This is a genomic window from Botrimarina mediterranea (genome assembly GCF_007753265.1).
Lineage (GTDB): Bacteria > Planctomycetota > Planctomycetia > Pirellulales > Lacipirellulaceae > Botrimarina > Botrimarina mediterranea.
Genome location: NZ_CP036349.1, coordinates 575006 through 591604, shown reverse-complemented (window position 1 = coordinate 591604; position 16599 = coordinate 575006). Strand labels below are relative to the sequence as shown.

16 protein-coding genes are annotated in these 16599 nt (G+C 64.4%); 8 read left to right on the top strand and 8 right to left on the bottom strand.

What is annotated here, in order from left to right; genetic code table 11:
• Window position 1 precedes the first annotated feature (1 nt).
• Window positions 2-685 carry a hypothetical protein gene (locus Spa11_RS02315; RefSeq protein ID WP_145106621.1) on the bottom strand — a complete coding sequence of 228 codons (684 nt, stop codon included), beginning with the start codon at window positions 683-685 and terminating at the stop codon, window positions 2-4.
• A gap of 94 nt (window positions 686-779) precedes the next feature.
• Window positions 780-1907 (bottom strand): prenyltransferase/squalene oxidase repeat-containing protein, encoded by a 1128-nt coding sequence (locus Spa11_RS02310; RefSeq protein ID WP_145106613.1) that lies wholly within the window; start codon window positions 1905-1907, stop codon window positions 780-782.
• A 384-nt stretch (window positions 1908-2291) separates the two neighbouring features.
• Here Spa11_RS02310 and Spa11_RS02305 point away from each other — a divergent pair, with 384 nt between their 5' ends.
• Window positions 2292-3179, top strand: a complete 888-nt coding sequence (locus Spa11_RS02305; RefSeq protein ID WP_145106602.1) for a DMT family transporter — start codon at window positions 2292-2294, stop codon at window positions 3177-3179.
• 309 nt (window positions 3180-3488) lie between these two features.
• Window positions 3489-5138, top strand: coding sequence for a hypothetical protein (locus Spa11_RS02300; protein ID WP_145106591.1), 1650 nt, complete (start codon window positions 3489-3491; stop codon window positions 5136-5138).
• 7 nt (window positions 5139-5145) lie between these two features.
• On the opposite strand, the gene Spa11_RS02295 is transcribed toward Spa11_RS02300, so the two are convergent.
• Window positions 5146-6435 (bottom strand): SBBP repeat-containing protein, encoded by a 1290-nt coding sequence (locus tag Spa11_RS02295; protein ID WP_145106580.1) that lies wholly within the window; start codon window positions 6433-6435, stop codon window positions 5146-5148.
• A 426-nt stretch (window positions 6436-6861) separates the two neighbouring features.
• Between Spa11_RS02295 and Spa11_RS02290 the strand changes: the two genes are divergently transcribed.
• Entirely contained in the window at window positions 6862-7389 is a 528-nt protein-coding gene (locus Spa11_RS02290; protein WP_197529679.1) for a DUF4199 domain-containing protein, read from the top strand.
• 70 nt (window positions 7390-7459) lie between these two features.
• Here Spa11_RS02290 and Spa11_RS02285 read toward each other — a convergent pair whose 3' ends face one another.
• Together Spa11_RS02285 and Spa11_RS02280 are read right to left on the bottom strand one after the other, a co-directional pair.
• On the bottom strand, window positions 7460-8203 hold the full coding sequence (locus tag Spa11_RS02285; RefSeq protein WP_197529678.1) for a class I SAM-dependent methyltransferase: 744 nt from the start codon (window positions 8201-8203) through the stop codon (window positions 7460-7462).
• A gap of 97 nt (window positions 8204-8300) precedes the next feature.
• Window positions 8301-8879: a TetR/AcrR family transcriptional regulator gene (locus Spa11_RS02280; protein WP_145106529.1), complete on the bottom strand. Its 579-nt coding sequence runs from the start codon at window positions 8877-8879 to the stop codon at window positions 8301-8303.
• Window positions 8880-9051: 172 nt separating this feature from the next.
• On the opposite strand from Spa11_RS02280, the gene mddA reads away from it, so the two are divergent.
• The 5 genes from mddA to Spa11_RS02255 all read left to right on the top strand — a co-directional run bounded on the left by mddA (window position 9052) and on the right by Spa11_RS02255 (window position 12932).
• Window positions 9052-9810 (top strand): methanethiol S-methyltransferase, encoded by a 759-nt coding sequence (gene mddA, locus Spa11_RS02275; protein WP_145106519.1) that lies wholly within the window; start codon window positions 9052-9054, stop codon window positions 9808-9810.
• Between the two features lie 299 nt (window positions 9811-10109).
• Entirely contained in the window at window positions 10110-10685 is a 576-nt protein-coding gene (locus Spa11_RS02270; protein WP_145106508.1) for a hypothetical protein, read from the top strand.
• Between the two features lie 139 nt (window positions 10686-10824).
• Complete coding sequence (locus Spa11_RS02265; protein ID WP_145106499.1) at window positions 10825-11181, top strand: hypothetical protein; 357 nt, start codon at window positions 10825-10827, stop codon at window positions 11179-11181.
• Window positions 11182-11385: 204 nt separating this feature from the next.
• Window positions 11386-12534, top strand: coding sequence for a phosphatidylinositol-specific phospholipase C1-like protein (locus tag Spa11_RS02260; RefSeq protein WP_197529677.1), 1149 nt, complete (start codon window positions 11386-11388; stop codon window positions 12532-12534).
• Window positions 12531-12932 carry a DUF2237 family protein gene (locus Spa11_RS02255; protein WP_145106481.1) on the top strand — a complete coding sequence of 134 codons (402 nt, stop codon included), beginning with the start codon at window positions 12531-12533 and terminating at the stop codon, window positions 12930-12932. Before Spa11_RS02260 ends, Spa11_RS02255 begins: the two co-directional genes overlap by 4 nt.
• A gap of 12 nt (window positions 12933-12944) precedes the next feature.
• Here Spa11_RS02255 and Spa11_RS02250 read toward each other — a convergent pair whose 3' ends face one another.
• From Spa11_RS02250 to metG, 3 genes are all read right to left on the bottom strand, one after another.
• Complete coding sequence (locus Spa11_RS02250) at window positions 12945-13289, bottom strand: hypothetical protein (RefSeq protein ID WP_145106471.1); 345 nt, start codon at window positions 13287-13289, stop codon at window positions 12945-12947.
• A gap of 202 nt (window positions 13290-13491) precedes the next feature.
• Window positions 13492-14163, bottom strand: a complete 672-nt coding sequence (locus Spa11_RS02245; RefSeq protein WP_197529676.1) for a Uma2 family endonuclease — start codon at window positions 14161-14163, stop codon at window positions 13492-13494.
• Between the two features lie 39 nt (window positions 14164-14202).
• Window positions 14203-16311, bottom strand: a complete 2109-nt coding sequence (metG, locus tag Spa11_RS02240) for a methionine--tRNA ligase (protein ID WP_145106466.1) — start codon at window positions 16309-16311, stop codon at window positions 14203-14205.
• Window positions 16312-16599: the final 288 nt, after the last annotated feature.

Sequence of the window (16599 nt, the reverse complement as noted above, 5' to 3'; positions counted from 1 at the left end):
TCTAACCGGACGGGTCGGGCGAAGCTCTCATCAGTTTATACCGGACCAGCCACCAGTGGGGAGCGAGCCGCCGCTGGCTGGCGACGGCGTACTCGCCGCCCAGGCCGCTGGCGAACGCCGCGGCGGGGGCGTCCTCCGCCCGCCAAACGACCCAGGCCGGCCGCTCGGCGCCCGATAGCTCGAACCGCACCGCGCCGTCCGAGCGCTCGACCGCACTCACCTGGAGCGATCCGCCGGGCGGTTTTGCTTGGCCAAGCAGAAGAAGACACGTCGGCCTCCCCTTGGGGTACGCCATGAAGGGCCCGAAGCCCTCGGCCGTGCCGTCGTCCGTGGGCCAATCGGCGTCGAGCCGCTGGGCGACCGCCTCGAACGCCGGGAGGTCCGCCAGCACCCGCCGCGCTTGACCCCAGTCATAAACGGCCTCCCACCCCGTCACCAGCGCCAGCCACCCGCCAACGAGCGCCGTGAACGTTAGATATCCAGCGATCGAGCGCTGCCGCGGAGAGCCCCTCAGGAGGCCCCAGGCGGTCGCCAGAAGCGTCGCAGCGGCCAAGACGACTCCAATCGCCACCCACCAATCCGTCGCCGTACGGAGGCCCCCAGGCGACGACAGGGCCAGCCGCTCAACCGTCTGGTAAGAAGCCGGCGATGACCACAGCCAGACCGCGCCAACAACCAAGAGCAATGAGTTCAGCGCTGGCGCCAACCGACCCCACCGAGCCGGCGACCCTACCGTGGCGTTTGAGCCGCGCCCGTCAGGAGGCGGAGTATCGAGCGACTCAGTCACAATACGAAAGCGCCAATAGCGCGAACGCCGTGCAGAGATTCGGATCGTTCTCGAACCACTGTCGGTTGGTGCTCACCCACGATCCGTTCTCCTTCTGCCGCTCACCGAGTTCGGCGACCAGATCATCGCGCCAGTTGTGCGACTCACCGCCGTCGGTTGTGATCTCTTCGAGATCCGACGCCGCCAGCGCCACGCCGAACGTGTTGTAGTAGTAGTAGAGGCCGGCGTCCCCTTGGCCGGGGTTGTTCTCAAGCGTGTAGTGCTTGCCGATCCAGTCGAGCGCCGCCTTCGCGCGGGGGTCGTCCTTCTTGAGGCCGGCGTAGACCAGGCTCTTGAAGCCCGAGTAGGTCATCGAGCCGTAGCTCCGCAGCCCGCCGTTGGCGGTGTAGCGCTCGTCTTCGGACGGATCGACCGCTTCGGTGGGGATCACGTAGTAGAAGCCGCCGTCGTCTACTTTGCCGGCGAACGGGGTGTCGTTCCACTGCGCGTCGAGGTTCTGGCAACGCGACACGAACGCCAGCGCGCGCTGCATCGCCGGGTCGTCGCCTTCGGCGCCGACGGAGTGCAGGGCGCTGATGAGATAAGCCGTGTTCGACAGGTCGGGCCGTTCGCGGCCGCTGTAGCCGACGCCGCCGTACTCGGGGTCTTCGGGGCCCACGGCGCCGTCGGAGCCGATTTGTAGGCCGCGCACGAACGCCTCGGCGTTCTCGAGCGCTTCGTCGTAGCGGCCATCGCCCGCCGCCTTGTTCGCCTCGGCGAGGCACGTGATCGCCACGCACGTTTCGTAGTTCTTGAGGCGCCCGTTGCCGTAGATGCCGCCGTCGTCCTGGATGCTCGCCACGATCGCCTTAAGGCCGTCGGCCACCAGCGGGTCATCGACGGGCCGGCCGTGCCGCAGCGCCGCGGTCACCACCAGCGAAGTGATGCCCGACCCCATCTGAGGCGTGAACGCCCCGCTCTTGTCCTGTCCCTGCTCGCGCAGAAACGTGAAGGCGTCGTCGGCGATCGCCTTAACCTTCGCGGCTCGCTCCGAAGAAGCCGCTTCCTTCTGAGCAAAGGCTGACGGTGTGGAAGCGAGTAACGCAACGCCAATCAGCAAGGAGCAGAGGGATCGATTCATATCTGATATTTCCAATTGGGTGAGATTGGTGAACGGTGGGAGGCGTCTCCAGACGCCGATGACGGTGTCCACTCCGAAACGGAATGGAGCGCGTAATCGGGGTCAGGAGACCCCTCCCACAATCTGGCCTCAAGGTAAATCGCTTCTTCGGTCAAAAGTCCTTCGGCGCCTCGCCGTCATTGTAGACATACAGGCCGCTGAGGACGGCGGCGGGACGCCATGAAAGCGGGCCGTTAGCGGCGCCGGTTATCGCGGACCCACGACGCGTCGCTCTGCGCGACAGGCGGTGTCGCGGCTTTCGACACCTCCGCCAACCGCCGAGCGAATGCTCCGCGACCTTGTGCCGGATACCGGCGGCGGCCCGCCGTCGCTACGCTACTCGGCGTGCCCCACCTCGCCCTGCTCGCCGGTTGCCTCGCTTGTTCCACCTCGGTGTTGTGGATCAAGCTCTCGCACGTCGAGCCCGTCCTCTTGACCGGCCTGCGGCTGGCGATCGCGGCGCTGTTTCTCTCGCCGTGGGCGTTCCGCGATTGGCGGCGTCACCGGGCGCAACTCAACTGGACCCACTTGCGTGACTCGGCTATCCCGGGGCTCGTGCTGACGGCGCACTTCATCAGTTGGATCAACGGCGCGCGGATGACGCTCGCCACCAACGGTTCGCTCGTGGTGAACCTCACGCCGATCGCCACGCCGTTCCTCCTCGCCGCGCTGTCGGGCGAGCGCGTCACGCGCCGCGAGATCGCCGCCACGCTGCTCGCCTCGGTCGGGTTGGCGATCATGTTCGTCGCCGACTATCGGCTCGCGCCCGAGACCTTCTACGGCGACCTCGTCTGCTTCGGCTCGATGCTCCTCTTCGCGCTCTACCTGGTGCTAGGGCGCAAGTTCCGCCACCACCCCACGACGATGCTCTACGTGACGCCGCTGTACGCGTTCGCAGCATTGGCGGCTTTGATCATCGCGCCGTTAGTTGGCGAGCGCTGGCCGAGCGATTGGCAGGCCGAGGCCCCGTGGGTGCTGCTGCTGGCGCTGCTGCCGACGATCATCGGGCACTCGCTGCTCAATCAAGCGATGCGTGTGCTCCGCGGCCAGGTGGTGGCGATCGTCAACATGTCGCAGTTCCTCTTCGCCGGCCTCTTGGCGTGGGCGGTGCTGGGCGAACAACCCGCTGCGCCGTTCTACGCCGCCGCGTTGTTCGTCGTCACCGCCGGAGCGGTAGCGGCCGGAGCCGACCGCCGCTGGCGGACGGCGCGCGTGGTGAGCGAGGCGACGTGAATGTGGGAGGGACGAGGGGATAGGGACGGGGGACGAGGGATCTTTTTTGCCTCCCTTTCAGGGAGGGGTTAGGGGAGGGTGAAACGCTTGAGCCCTACCTGCCGCTTCGTGTACTGACACCGGTGCGAGGTCCACTTGCCAAGTGAGTCCAAGGAAACGGACAACGCAGTCCCTCCGGTCGCTGACGCTCCCGGCTCGCCTAAAGCTTCTCCCCTCGTCCCCCGTCCCTAGCCCCCCGTCCCTCAACTTGCAAAACTACCCCTGTACACATAACCACTGCGCCGCCGGTTGACGCAAGGAGCCCCCCCGATGCCGCCCAAAGCCCAGCACGCCTTTCCCTTTGGTCCCGACGCTCCCGGCAACGGGGCCGACGGGCCGAACGACGACGACACCGCCCTCGACGACGGCTCTTTTGGTTGGACACCCGGTGAAATTCCGCCGTTCCTACCGCTAAATCTCATTCTCAGAGATCCGGCGGTCATCGCCGCGCTGTTGGCGCAGCCCGAGGGGCGCCGGCGCGACGAGTTCGCGGCCGACGCGCTCCGGATCGGCGTCGCGGCGCTGCGGCACGCGTCGAGCCGGCTCGATGCGGAGCAGCTGGGCGCCGCCAGCGAGAAGCTGCTCGCCCAACTCAAGGACGCGCTCACCGCGCACGCCGACCATTCCAACCAGCAGACCGCCGCGGTCCTCAAGGAGTACTTCGACCCCAAGAGCGGCCGGCTCGCCGAGCGCGTCGAACGCCTCGTCAGCGCCGACGGCGAGCTCGCCACGCTCCTCCGCACCCAACTGCACGGCGACGGCTCGCCGCTCGCCCGCCTGCTCGCCACGCAGCTCGGCCGCGACAGCCCGCTGATGCGGCAGCTCGACCCCGACCAATCGACCGGTCTCTTCGCTCGCTTGCAGAAGACGGTTGACGAGCAACTCCGCTCGCAACGCGACCACGTGCTGCGCGAGTTCTCGCTCGACAACCCGCAGAGCGCGTTGAAGCGATTGGTGGATGAGCTCACCTGCCGGCACGGCGACTTGCAAAAGGGGCTCGGCGACAAGATCGACAACGTCGTCAAGGAGTTCTCGCTCGACAAGGAAGACTCGGCCCTCAGCCGGCTGGTGCGGAACGTCGATCGCGCGCAGCGGACGATCACCAGCGAGTTCTCGCTCGACAACGACGAGTCGGGCCTGTCGCGGCTGAAGCGCGAGCTGCTGACGATCCTCGGCGCCCACGTCGAATCGAACGCCAAGTTCCAAGAAGAAGTGAGCGTCGCGCTGGGGAGGCTCGTGCAGAAGCGCGAGTCCGCCGCCGTGAGCCCCGAGCACGGGCACGAGTTCGAGGGCGCCGTGCTGGCGTTCCTCGCCACGCAGGCCGACCAGCGCGGCGACCTCTGCGAGGTGACCGGCGCGACGACGGGCCTCGTCAAAAACTGCAAGGTGGGCGACGCCGTGCTGCGGCTCGGCCCCGAGACGCCGGCGCCCGGCGCGCGGATCGTCTTCGAGGCGAAAGAGGCCCGCGGCTACACGCCCGCCAATGCGATCGACGAACTCGAGACGGCCCGCAAGAACCGCGGCGCCGACTTCGGCGTCTTCGTGTGGAGCCGCCAGACCGCGCCCGAATCCGCCAAGCCCCTCGCCCGCTTCGGCCAAGACCTGCTGGTGATCTGGGACGCCGAGGACCAGTCGACCGACCCGTACCTGCTGGCGGCGATCGAGATCGCCCGCGCCTGCGTGGTCGAACAACACCGCGGCGACGCCCGCGAAGACATCGACGTCGAAGCGATCGACCGAGCGATCAACGCGATCGAGAAGTCAGCGCAAAGCCTCGACAAAATCCGCGTCCCCGCCGAGTCGATCAAGTCCTCGAGCGAGAAGATTCTCGACCGCGTGCGAATCGAACAGACGGAGTTGGAGCGGCAGGTGGCGACGCTGCGGCAAAAGCTGGTGGGGCTGCGGGGGGCGGAGGGGTGACCTCAAGTTAAACACGGATAGTTCGCCTAGCAACCAGCAAGGTAATTGTAGACAACGTTATAAGAATGACGCCGAAGCCCGGTTCTGGAACGGTCGTTGGAACCACCGTTTTCGCTACGAAGGCGTTTGAGTCCCTTGTTCGATCCCTTCCAATTCCGCCGTTTAGTGTGCCTGCCACATAGACCAGACCGCGGCCATTTGTCGCTAGGTCCGCCGTATAGTCGCCAACTGTCGTAGACAGAACTTTTTTCCATATAAGGTCGCCCGCCTCATCGTATAGACTCACAAATGCATCTGTTACATAAGAGCTATAGGGGCGGGGGATCAAGCTGACGCCGGTCACAAGTAAGCCGCCATTTTGGTCCGTTTCAATTGCTGCAGGTAAGTCATCTAGTGGATGCATCCATTCGATCCGACCGTCCGACGAGTACTTGCTCAGGAATGCGGTCCCGCCAACATATTCGCCTGTTCGTACGTCGAGCGTCCCGTAGTCGGTGCCGGTCACATAGAAGTCGCCCGATAGACTAGCGGCCATTCCAGTAATGGTCCCCAATTCCGCGTATCCGTCATCCCCAAGACGTTTCTCCCATTCAACATCGCCAGCGCTGCTGTATTTGACTAAAAAAGGTTGGGTGGCTGCACTGAAATCGTCCTGAGCATTGCCGGCAGCGACCACTCCACCCTCGTTAGTCGTAGCAACCTCGTAGAAAGTTTCCGGCTGGTAGTCGCTATACTTGTTAAACTGGTTTTCCCAAAGCAGGTCACCAGTGAGGCCCAACTTGGCGATAAACCCGTCGCCATTTTTATTCCCCACCATGTAGAGACTCCCTAGTCCATCGATAGCAATAGCCTCTGCCGAGTCGCCGCTAGAAGACCCGATCGCCCTCGACCAGCCTCGATTACCGTCGCTGTCGTATTGCATGACGAAGGCGTCGGACGAGCCAGCATACTCTGGTAGCGTCGAATCAAAGCTATTTCCAACGATGTACACACCGCCATTAGGGCCGACCGCGATATCTTTCCCAAAATAGCGAGCGCTTGCCCCGAGCTGGTCGACCCATAGGAGCTCACCTGAGCTGTTGTATCGGGCGACAAATGCCTTGTCTGACGGGCCAGCGAAGCCGTCGAAGTCGCCTTTGGTGTTACCCGTTACGAAGACGTTCCCGTCGCTATCGATTGCGATTCCGTACGAAAAGTCGTCGGTATTCGTTCCTAGCGGTCGCATCCATTCGCTACTCTGCGAAAATGCCGACGAAGCTACGAATAGAAACGCAAGCGAGGAATAGTAGTACGTCATGGAACTATGGGCCTTCTCGGCAGCATGCAGCCGGTACGGAGGGGGTCGGCAGCATGCAGCCGGTACGGAGGGGGCGTGTCGAAGCACATCCCGCCAATAACAGTGATAGCGACACTTAGGGTTGCTAACGTGCCATCCTATTATTCCTGGCCGAAGTTGTTCGTCGATGTCACGTAGATTCCCATTTCCATTCGTGGCAGGCAGTTATGCGGACGAATACGCACGTTTCTTCAAGTGTCGGATGAAGCCGGGCGCCATGCCCACACGCGCAGCGGATGGGCATGTGAACCAGGATCGACAGATTTCTCCACTTCCCATGCTCATCCCCTATCGGGTGTGAGCATGGCGCTCGGCCGGGTCCACCCAAGGGCTTGCCGCCAACCTTCTCATCAACTTTCTCTCATGTGCCGCTCGGAGGTCCTTCGGATGCGACGCGACCTTTTTCACGCCCTGGACTGGGGCGCCGCTATCGGGCTGGTGAATCTCGTCTGGTTGTACGCCGCCTACTACCTCGGACTTCACACCAATGGCATCGCCGTCTTTCAGGTCTTCATGACCGTCTGGCTGCTGCTGACGTGCATCGGGTTCGTGCTCGCCCTGCGGAGCGCTAAGCGGAGAGACCCTCAGCGCGGCTACCTGTCGGGCGTGTTGTTCGGCGCCGTTGCGGCGTTGGCTTCGGCGGTGATGGCGGTCGTCGCGCAGGTCGGCTACTTCAAGGTGGTGCATCCCGAGTGGCCCGAGTACATGGCGCAGCAAACGCGCGAGCATTTCGCCGCCCATGGCGCGAGCGCCGAACAGATCGCCCAGTTCGAGGCGCAGGCGCGGGACTACTTCACGCTCTCGAACTACGCGGTGTCGTCCGCAATCACGGCGTTTGTCCTGGGGATGCTTGTGTCAGCGATCGCGATGCTCTTCCTACGGCGGCGACCCGTGGCGGAGGCGCCCGTCCCGTAGATCACCGATACGAGCGGCACGAATCTGGCTCCCTCAGCGCTAATGGCTCGGCTACGCTGTCGCTCGGAGGCTACGGCTTCAGTTTGCTGAAGAACCGACGGACTCTCCCCACCTGACGGGGCCGTGGCCGCACGATCGCGACGCCCCGACCGACCAGCGGCAGGTCGATCACGTCGATGCGACGGGATCGACGCAGCTCGTTGACGACACGATGGACGCCGCAGCTCCGCTCTTGCTCGTGCAGCGACGTGTCATGCAGCGTGATGACGCCTCGCTCAGTCAGCAGCGGCAGGCTCAACTCGAAATCGCGCCGGCAGCCTCCGTAGCTGTGGTCGCCATCGACGTGCACGTAGTCCACCGAACCCGGGGCAAACGACGGCAGGGCCTCGTCCGAACGACGCAGGTGAAGCGTCACGTCGGGGAACTGCCGGCGGAAGAACGAATCATCGTCGAGCCAGTGCGGGCTCCCCCAGCCGCTCTGAGGGAGGTTGGCGTCGATGAGGTGCGTCTCGGCCTCTTCGAGGACGCCAGCTCGCAGCAGGTCTCGTTGCGCTTGCCGCATCAACCGCGGGACGAACCCACCGCCCGAGCCGATGCACACGCAGCGTTTCGCACACAGCAGGTGCGTGAGGGCGTAGTAAAGCATCCCGCCACCGAGATGGCCCGGAGCGGCGCCGTGCCCCTCGGACCACGGGGCCTCGCGCATCAGGTGGGAATCAATGAGGCTTGTGTTTAAAAGGTTCTCCGCCGCCATGCCACCGTCCTGGGACTCGTACGCCTGATCATCCGTGCCGATGAGCTGCAGGGTAAACAATGGCGTGGGGGGTGTCTCCCCACATGGGGTTGCGGACTCCCACGAATGGCGCAGTCCGAGGATACGGTGCGTCGCAAACCACTCTGCTGGCGACATGCTACTGGGGACATGCGCCGCAGCGGCTCTTGATCGCCAATCGCGCCAGCCGTCGCGCCGCAGAGATGGTGTCCCCCTCGCAGCCGACGCTGCGGGTGACGTAAGCGCCCTCCATGATCAGGCACAACTCGTGCGCGAGCGCGGCGGGGTCGTCGGCGCCCGCTTCGGTCGCTAAGTCGCCCACCATCTTTTCGACCGCCCGTTTGCTATTGGCGGCGGCGACGTGGGCCGGGTCGTGGGGCAGGGGGAACTCGATCGCGACGTTGACGAAGACACAGCCGTGAAATTCTTCGTCGCCGATGATCTGCTCCACCACATCGAAGAGCGCGTAGAGCCGGCCTAGCGCGGTCGGCCCGCCGACCTCGCGCGTGACGCGGTCGAACATCTCCTGGGCCTCGATGTCGTGCCGCTCGAGGCCCAGCAGCACGAGGTCTTCCTTGCACTCAAAGTGCTTGTAGAACGCGGTCTTGCTGATGCCGACATCGGCGAGGACCTGGTCGATGCCGACATTGCGGAACCCGTCGCGGTAGAAGCGTCGCAGGGCGGCGTCGGCGAGCTTTTCGCGGGTCGTGGCGGGCATGGCGGGCCGTCCCGGCGGGGGGGTGTACTTCAAGTCCACCCAAGGTGTACCCGAAGTCCACTCTCGGCCTCCAGTAACAAGGCGTAAATTCCGCCGCTTAAACCTTTCCCGGCGCCGCGTGGCGTCGCTCGGAACGAGAACCGCGATCCCCCGAAGTCAGGCGAGAGGCACGATGAAACGTTGGATTTACTTTGCGTACGGAGTGGGCTGCTACCTGCTGTTCATGGCCGTTTACAACTACATGGCGGTCTTCGTCGGCAACCTCGTCCCCGCCGGATGGCGTGATTCGGTGAAGACGATCGACTCGGGCGCCGGGCCCCTGACGGCGTTCGCCGTCGCCTGGGACGTCGCCTTGCTGGGCCTGTTCGCCGTGCAGCACTCGGTGATGGCGCGGCCGGCGTTCAAACGGGCCTGGACGCGGATCGTTCCGCAAGAGATCGAACGCAGCACCTATGTGTTGGCGTCGAGCCTCGTGACGGTCGTCGTCATGGCGCTATGGCGGCCGATCGACATGATCGTCTGGGACGTGGCGAACCCCTCCGCCCGCGCTCTCGGTTGGACCCTGTTCGCGATGGGCTGGGCGATGGTGCCGCTGGTGAGCCTGCTCATCAACCACTTCGACCTGTTCGGCCTGCGGCAGGTGTGGCTGCACCTCCGCGGCCGCGAGTACACGGCGTTGCCGTTCCACGAGCCGCTACTCTACAGCCGGGTGCGTCACCCGCTCTACATCGGCTGGGCGATCGCGTTCTGGGCGACGCCGACGATGACGGTCGGCCACCTGTTGTTCGCCGGCGTGCTGACGCTCTACATGGTTGTCGCGGCGATGATCGAAGAGCGGGACCTCGTGGCCCACTTCGGCGACGTCTACGAGGGATACCAACGACGCGTGCCGATGTTCCTGCCGCGGCTGCGAGCGGTGGAAGAGGATTGAACTGGATACGGTTCGCGGCGCACCAGGGGCGGCCGCCCCCGGCTGCGACGTGTCGCACTGGTCGGCGAATCGCCGTTCAACACCCCGACCGATTGGGTCTCAGCCGCGGGCCGAAGCCCGCGGTGCGCAACGAACCACCCCTCCAACCCGCACAACCCAATCCTTTGAATCCCCGATAACGAAGGACCCGCACTCAAAAGCCCGACCTCTTCGCAAACCGCGACGTAGTTTTTAGATGCGAAGCGTCCCGTAGGCGGTAGGGGACGCCCCTTATCTCCATGGATTGGCCCCCGACGGCGATGTCCGTAGCCACGATCGAAGCGCCGGTTGATGAACCCCTGCGCGAACTCGTTGACGACTGGGCCCGCGCCGAGGCGGGCCGCGCCGAGGACCTGCAACGGCTGCTGGAACCGCTGGAACAAGCCGTCGGGCAGCTCAGCGAGTGGGCCGACCGGATCGCCGCCGCTGAAGCGGCCGAGGCCGAGGCCCGCCGCGACGCCACCGCCAAGGAACAGGCCGCCGACGCCCGCCGCCGACGGCTCGAGCACGACCTCAAGCTCGCCCGCGACCGCGTCACCGAGCTGGAGCAACTGCTGCTCGACCGGACCGAAGAGCTGTTGCGTATGCAGGCCGCCAACAACCGCTTGGCGGCCGAGCTGCGCGAGATCGGCGATGACGAGCCGCTCTTGGCAGAGCCGATGGCGGAAGAGTGTCGTACGGACGCGCCCGCACCCGACGGGCCCCTCTCGTATGACGAAGCCCTGACGAATGATGACGGCGATCTGATGGCAGGAGCCGACGGCGGTGAGCCGCTGCCCGACTTCGCCGCCGTCGAGCACGTCGCCGAGCGATTCGCCCGGTTGCGCCACAATTAACGGCGCCGCGGTTTCCGCAATTTCAGGCCCCGGGACCGCGCGAACCCGATTGCGGTCCTAGGTTGTCATTCCCCTGAACTCAAGTTCCTTCCTCGACTCCCTCGCCATCCCGGACCACCCTCTCACCGCCGTCCCGATCATGGTCGCCGCCACGCTAAATCGCCGTACGCTCCCCACCCAGCCCGCCGGGCCGGTGTGTGGTTCGCACGTCGTGACGGCGGGGGGCAGACAGATCCCGTGCGAGTCGCTCGAAAGCCTCGAACGGCTCGACGACACGGTGTTCGCCGCTCTGTCGGGCGACGCCGCGGCGCTCGAAGCGCTCCGCAAGCTTTGGCGTGAGACGAGCCGCGAGGTCGACGCCGATTTGCTCGACGAGACACGTCGCCACTACGTCGATCGAGCGCAGTCGCGCTGGCGTCGCAGCCAGCAGTCGGTCAGCGAGCGGCTGACGCTCGGCTTCGCGGCCCTAGAGGTCCTCGCGCTCTTCGGCGAGTGAGCCGCCCGGTGAGTCACCCGCGGCTAGCGACGACGGCTCACGATGCAAGCCAGCTACGGAGCCGTCGGCGCTAGCCGCGGGTGGCGCCGCCATCGAGCCGTCATCTGTCGTGTCGGAGAGTTCAACGCTGCGGCACTGTCGATTAGGGTGGTGGGGCGTCGGGCGCCGCCTGACCTACAAGACAGGCTCCACTTCATCCGCTGCATGACATTGGCATCCAGAACGTTCGCCGCCGCGATAGCAATCTTCGCCTGTGGGATCGGCTTCGCGCGCGAGCCGTTCGACACGAGCGGCCTGCGGCTGAATCAGTTGCAGGTGATTGGCTCGCACAACAGCTACAAGCAAGCGATCGACGCGCCGCTGCTGCGGCTGATGTCGTTGGCCAACGGGGACGCCCGCGCGCTCGACTACGCCCACCCGCCGCTCAGTGAGCAGCTCGACCTGGGCCTGCGGGCATTAGAGCTCGATCTCTTCGACGACCCCGACGGCGGGCGTTACGCCGCGCCTCAAGGCCTAGAGCTTCAACGACGGATGGGCTTCGAGCCCGCGCCGTACAACGCCGATCGCAAGATGCAGACGCCGGGCTTCAAGGTGCTGCACGTCACCGACGTCGACTTCCGCAGCAACTGCGCGACGCTCGACGACGCGCTCGTCGAGCTACGCGAATGGTCGCAGCGGAACGCCGGACACCTGCCGGTCATCGTCACGATGAACCTCAACGACCAGCCGGCTCCGTTCCCCAACGCCACCGAACCGGCGCCGTTCGGCGCCGCGGCGCTCGATCGCCTTGACGAAACGATCCGCGAAGGGCTCAGCGAAGATCGGTTGATTACGCCCGACCTCGTGCGCGGCGACGCCGAGACGCTTGCAGCGGCGATTCGTGATCGCGGCTGGCCCAGGGTGGATGACGTACGCGGGCAATTCCTTTTCGTGATCGACGAAGGCGGCATGAAGCGGCGGGATTACGTTGACGGCCACCCTTCTCTGTGCGGTCGCGCGCTATTCACCACTTCGGAACCGGGGACTCCCGAAGCGGCGGTGCTGATCATCAACGACCCGCTGCGCGACGGCCAGGCCATTCGCCAACGGGTCGAGCAAGGTTATCTCGTCCGCACCCGCGCCGACGCCGAGACGGCCGAGGCCCGCGCGGGCGACCACTCACGCTTCGACGCGTCAAGGGTCTGCGGCGCGCAGGTCATCAGCACCGACTACCCCCTTCCGGACGAGCGGCTCGGAACCGGGTATAGTGTGGCCTTCGAGGGCGGCGCGTACGTGCGTCGCAATCCCGTGACCGCCACCAAGACTCCTGCTAGCGACCCCGCCGCTAGTGACCCACCCGCTTCGAGCCCATGAGCACTCCCGCCTCTGGCCGCAACACCCAGCCGAAGAACGTGTTGGGCGAACCGCTAAAGCCGTGCTGCGCTAATCCCAACGAAGGCCCGGTGACGGGCTTCTACCGTGACGGCTTCTGCCGCACCGGCGCCAGCGATGTCGGCATCCACACCGTCTGCGCGCAGATGACGCCCGAGTTTCTCGAGTTCAGCCGCGAGCGCGGCAACGACCTCAGCACGCCGGTCCCCGAGTACGAGTTCCCGGGCCTCGTCGCCGGCGACCGGTGGTGTCTCTGCGCCGCGCGTTGGAAAGAAGCCTACGACGCCGGCATGGCGCCCCCGGTGGTGCTGGCGGCGTGCCACATCTCGTCGCTCGAGTTTGCAACGTTGGAAGAGCTGCGCGAGCACGCGGTGGAGTGAGCCCGTACGACACTACTCCGGTCGAATCTTAAACTTGGCGTACTCATTCCCTTCTTCGTCGAAATAAACGTAGACCAGGGTAACGCCGGATTGCCGGTAGCACTCCATGTCACTTGAATTTCGGTAGTTGTTCTGACTGCGTTCCTTCACCATTTCAACGAATCGGCCCTTGTCCGGAAAGACGCCTTCGACCGGCCCATTGGTTACTAAAGTGTAGCGGTAGACCAGTTCCTTACCTGGAGCCGCCATCGTGGCGTCCAGGCGCGTCCACTTATCCACGAAGGTAGGCAAAGTCCGATTGATTGCATCTGCTGCTTTGGCAAGTTCGAGGTCAATCTTGGCTGCACTGGCGGGCAAGCTTCGGACAACCCATGAACCCGCGACGCTTGAGACTGCCGCAGCTACACCTGCTATAACCCCAAACCAAATTGCGTTTCGCGGATTCTTCTGCGGTAGCGAGTGAGAGTCTGTCGAGGACACTGTCGTCACATCGTGAGTGTCCATCGGTTGCGCCCACTTTCGCTGGAATTAGAATCAGCGGCCAACAGTTCTGAACGCCTCACGCCTTCGCCGCGTCGAAGCACGCCTTCACGTCGACGACAAAGCCATCGAGCAGCTTCGAGGTCGCCGTCTCGCCGGGGCGGAATATGCCGTGCTCGGCGTACACGCTCTTGCCCTCGGGGAGCGTCAGGACGGTGATCTTCGATTCCTGCGGATCGACGATCCAATACTCAGTGATGCCAACGGCCGCGTAGATGGCGACCTTCTCACGGTAGTCTCTTATGATGCTACGGTCATCGGGGCTCACAATCTCGACAACTAGATCAGCACCATCGACATAACGATCACCCTTAAAACTCTTCGACGCCTTTCTTAGGTAAACGAGGTCGGGCTCGCGGAACTTCTTCTCCGGAGCGCGAACCCGAAGCCCGGCGGGAAGCACCCATGCGGGATCGTGCTTGTCAGCATAGGCAGTGAAAAACCGTAGCAGCTCTGCAAGCAAGACTTGGTGGAGAAATGTCGGCATCGGCAGAAACTCCACTGTGCCGTCGGTGAATTCGATCAGCCGATTGGTCGAGTCGGTTAGTGCTAAATACTCTTCCTCGGACCACTCTCCTTGCACAGGAAACATGGTCACCAATTCCCAGGCATACTCCGGATCGCCTGCCTTCATGCGGGGCACGAGGGCAGGGTCGAAGTCGTTGGCGTAACCGAAGGTCGGTGTGAGCATGGCAGTTGCCGACGGTTGGGTCGTAGAAATCCGCTACCCCTAGTGTACTCGCTGCCCCGGCTTTGCGCCGCTGTCGGGCGACAGCAAAAAGACCTCTTCGCCGCCGGGGCCGCTGGCGGCGACCATGCCGGTGCTGACGCCGAACTTCATCTTCCGCGGCGCGAGGTTCGCCACGTACATCACGAGGCGGCCCACTAGGTCCTCTGGCTTATATGCCTTCTTGATGCCGGCGAAGACGTTGCGAGTCTCGCCGCCGCCGAGCGACAGCGTCAGCTGCAGCAGCTTATCGGCGCCCTCGACGTGGTTCGCTTCCACGACCCGGGCGATGCGCAGGTCGACCTTCATGAAATCATCGTAGACGCAGTCCTCGGCGAGCGGCTCGGCGGCGAGCGGCTCGGGCCCGTCGTCGTACTTCGCCAACGCGGCCGCAAGACCGTCGTTGACTTCTAAGCCGGCGGCGGCAGCCTCCGGAGCAGCAGAACTCGCTTTCGTTTCGTCAATCATCGCTTGGACCTTCTCGGTTTCGACGCGTTGCATCAGGTGTTGGAACTTGGCGACCGGCGTGCCGACGAGCGGCGTTTGCGATTGGTCCCAAGAGGTAATCGGTTCATTGAGCAGCTCGCCCGCCTGCTGCGCGAGTTTTGGCAGGACCGGCGCCAGGTAAACGGCGATCTGCCTAAACAAGTTCAGCGCGATCGTGCAGACATCCTGCACCCGCTGTGAGTTGGCGGGGTCCTTGCGTAGTTCCCACGGCTTCTCGTTCTCAACGAACGGGTTCGCCCGGTCCGCGCAGGCAAGCACCAGCCGCATAGCTTGTGAGTAATCGCAGCGCTCGTACGCCGCGGCGATCTCGGCGCCGGCCTTGGCGGCTTGCTCGAAGAGCCCGCCGTCATCGGGGTACTCTTCCGACAGCCCCGTCTTCTCGACAAACTTCGCCGCGCGGCTGGCGAGGTTCACCACCTTACCAACGAGGTCGGTGTTCACCTTCGTGACAAAGTCGTCGAGCGTCAGGTCGAAATCGTCGACGCGGCTCGAGAGCTTCGACGCGTAATAGTATCGCAGCCACTGCGGGTCGAGGTGCTTGAGGTACGTCCGCGCATCGACGAACGTCCCCTTGCTCTTCGACATCTTCTCGCCGTCCACGGTGAGGAAGCCGTGGATGTGGACCTTCGTTGGCAGCGAGAGTCCCGCCGTCTTCAGCATGCCGGGCCAGAAGAGCGTGTGGAAGTAGGTGATGTCCTTGCCGATGAAATGGTGGACTTCGCACTCAGGGCTCTTCCACCAATCGTCGAGCTGCTCACCGTTCTTGTCGCACCATTGCTGCGTGCTGGCGATGTAACCGATCGGCGCGTCGAACCAGACGTACCAGTAGTTGCCCGGCGCGTCGGGGATCTCGAAACCGAAGTAGGGCGCCGGCCGGCTCACGTCCCAGTCACGCAGCTCTAGCGGTTTCTCCTTGGGGCCGAGGAAGTGCCCCTTCAAGTAGTTGGCGATCTCGGGCTGCAACGCGTCGGCCGTCTCGACCCATTCGCGCAAGAAGGCGTGTAGCTTTTCCAGTTCGATGAACAAGTGGGGCGCCGCGCGTAGCTCGGGCGTCGCGCCGCTGAGCGTGCTGCGCGGGTCGACGAGATCGGCCGGCGTGTAGGCGCTGCCGCAGCTGCTGCAGTTGTCGCCGGGCTGGTCCGTCGCGCCGCACTTGGGGCACGTGCCGCGGACGAAACGGTCCGCCAGGAACGTTCCCGCTTCGGGGTCGAACAGCTGCTGCACTTCTTCCTCTTTGACGAGGCCCGCCTCGCGGATCGATTTCCACAGCTCGCCGCACAGCCGCTCGTTCTCGGGGCTGTTGGTGCTGCCGTAGTTGTCGAACTCGATCAGGAAATCCGCAAAGTCCGCCTCGTGCTGGCGCTGCATGTCGGCGATCATCTCGACCTCCGTACGACCCTCCTGTCGGGCGCGGATCATGATCGCCGTGCCGTGCGTGTCGTCGGCGCAGACGTAGACGCAGCGGTTGCCGGTGAGCTTCTGGAAGCGGACCCAGATGTCGGTCTGCAGGTACTCCACGAGGTGCCCGATGTGGATCGGGCCGTTGGCGTACGGCAGGGCCGAAGTGACGAGCAAGCGGCGCTTAACAGGGGATTCTGCGGGCATTTACGGCGGGCGGTGGGCGGTGACAGCAAGAGCGTGGCCGGCATTCTATCGGCGTAGCGTCGTCCCCACGACCCGACCGCCAGCGGCCCCTCTGGCACGCCAAGTGCAACCAAGTGACGGCGAGCCGGGAGACGTCCGTCCCCGGAGTGCAGCGGGTACCAGCGACTTGAGCCAAACTCGCTAAAAACTCCGACGACTAACGTCGCCGGCTCGCCACGACGGCCGCCAGCCGTGCTAGCAGGTTTGAAGTTTTGAGGTTGTAACAATTACCGGACTGGAACAAATTTG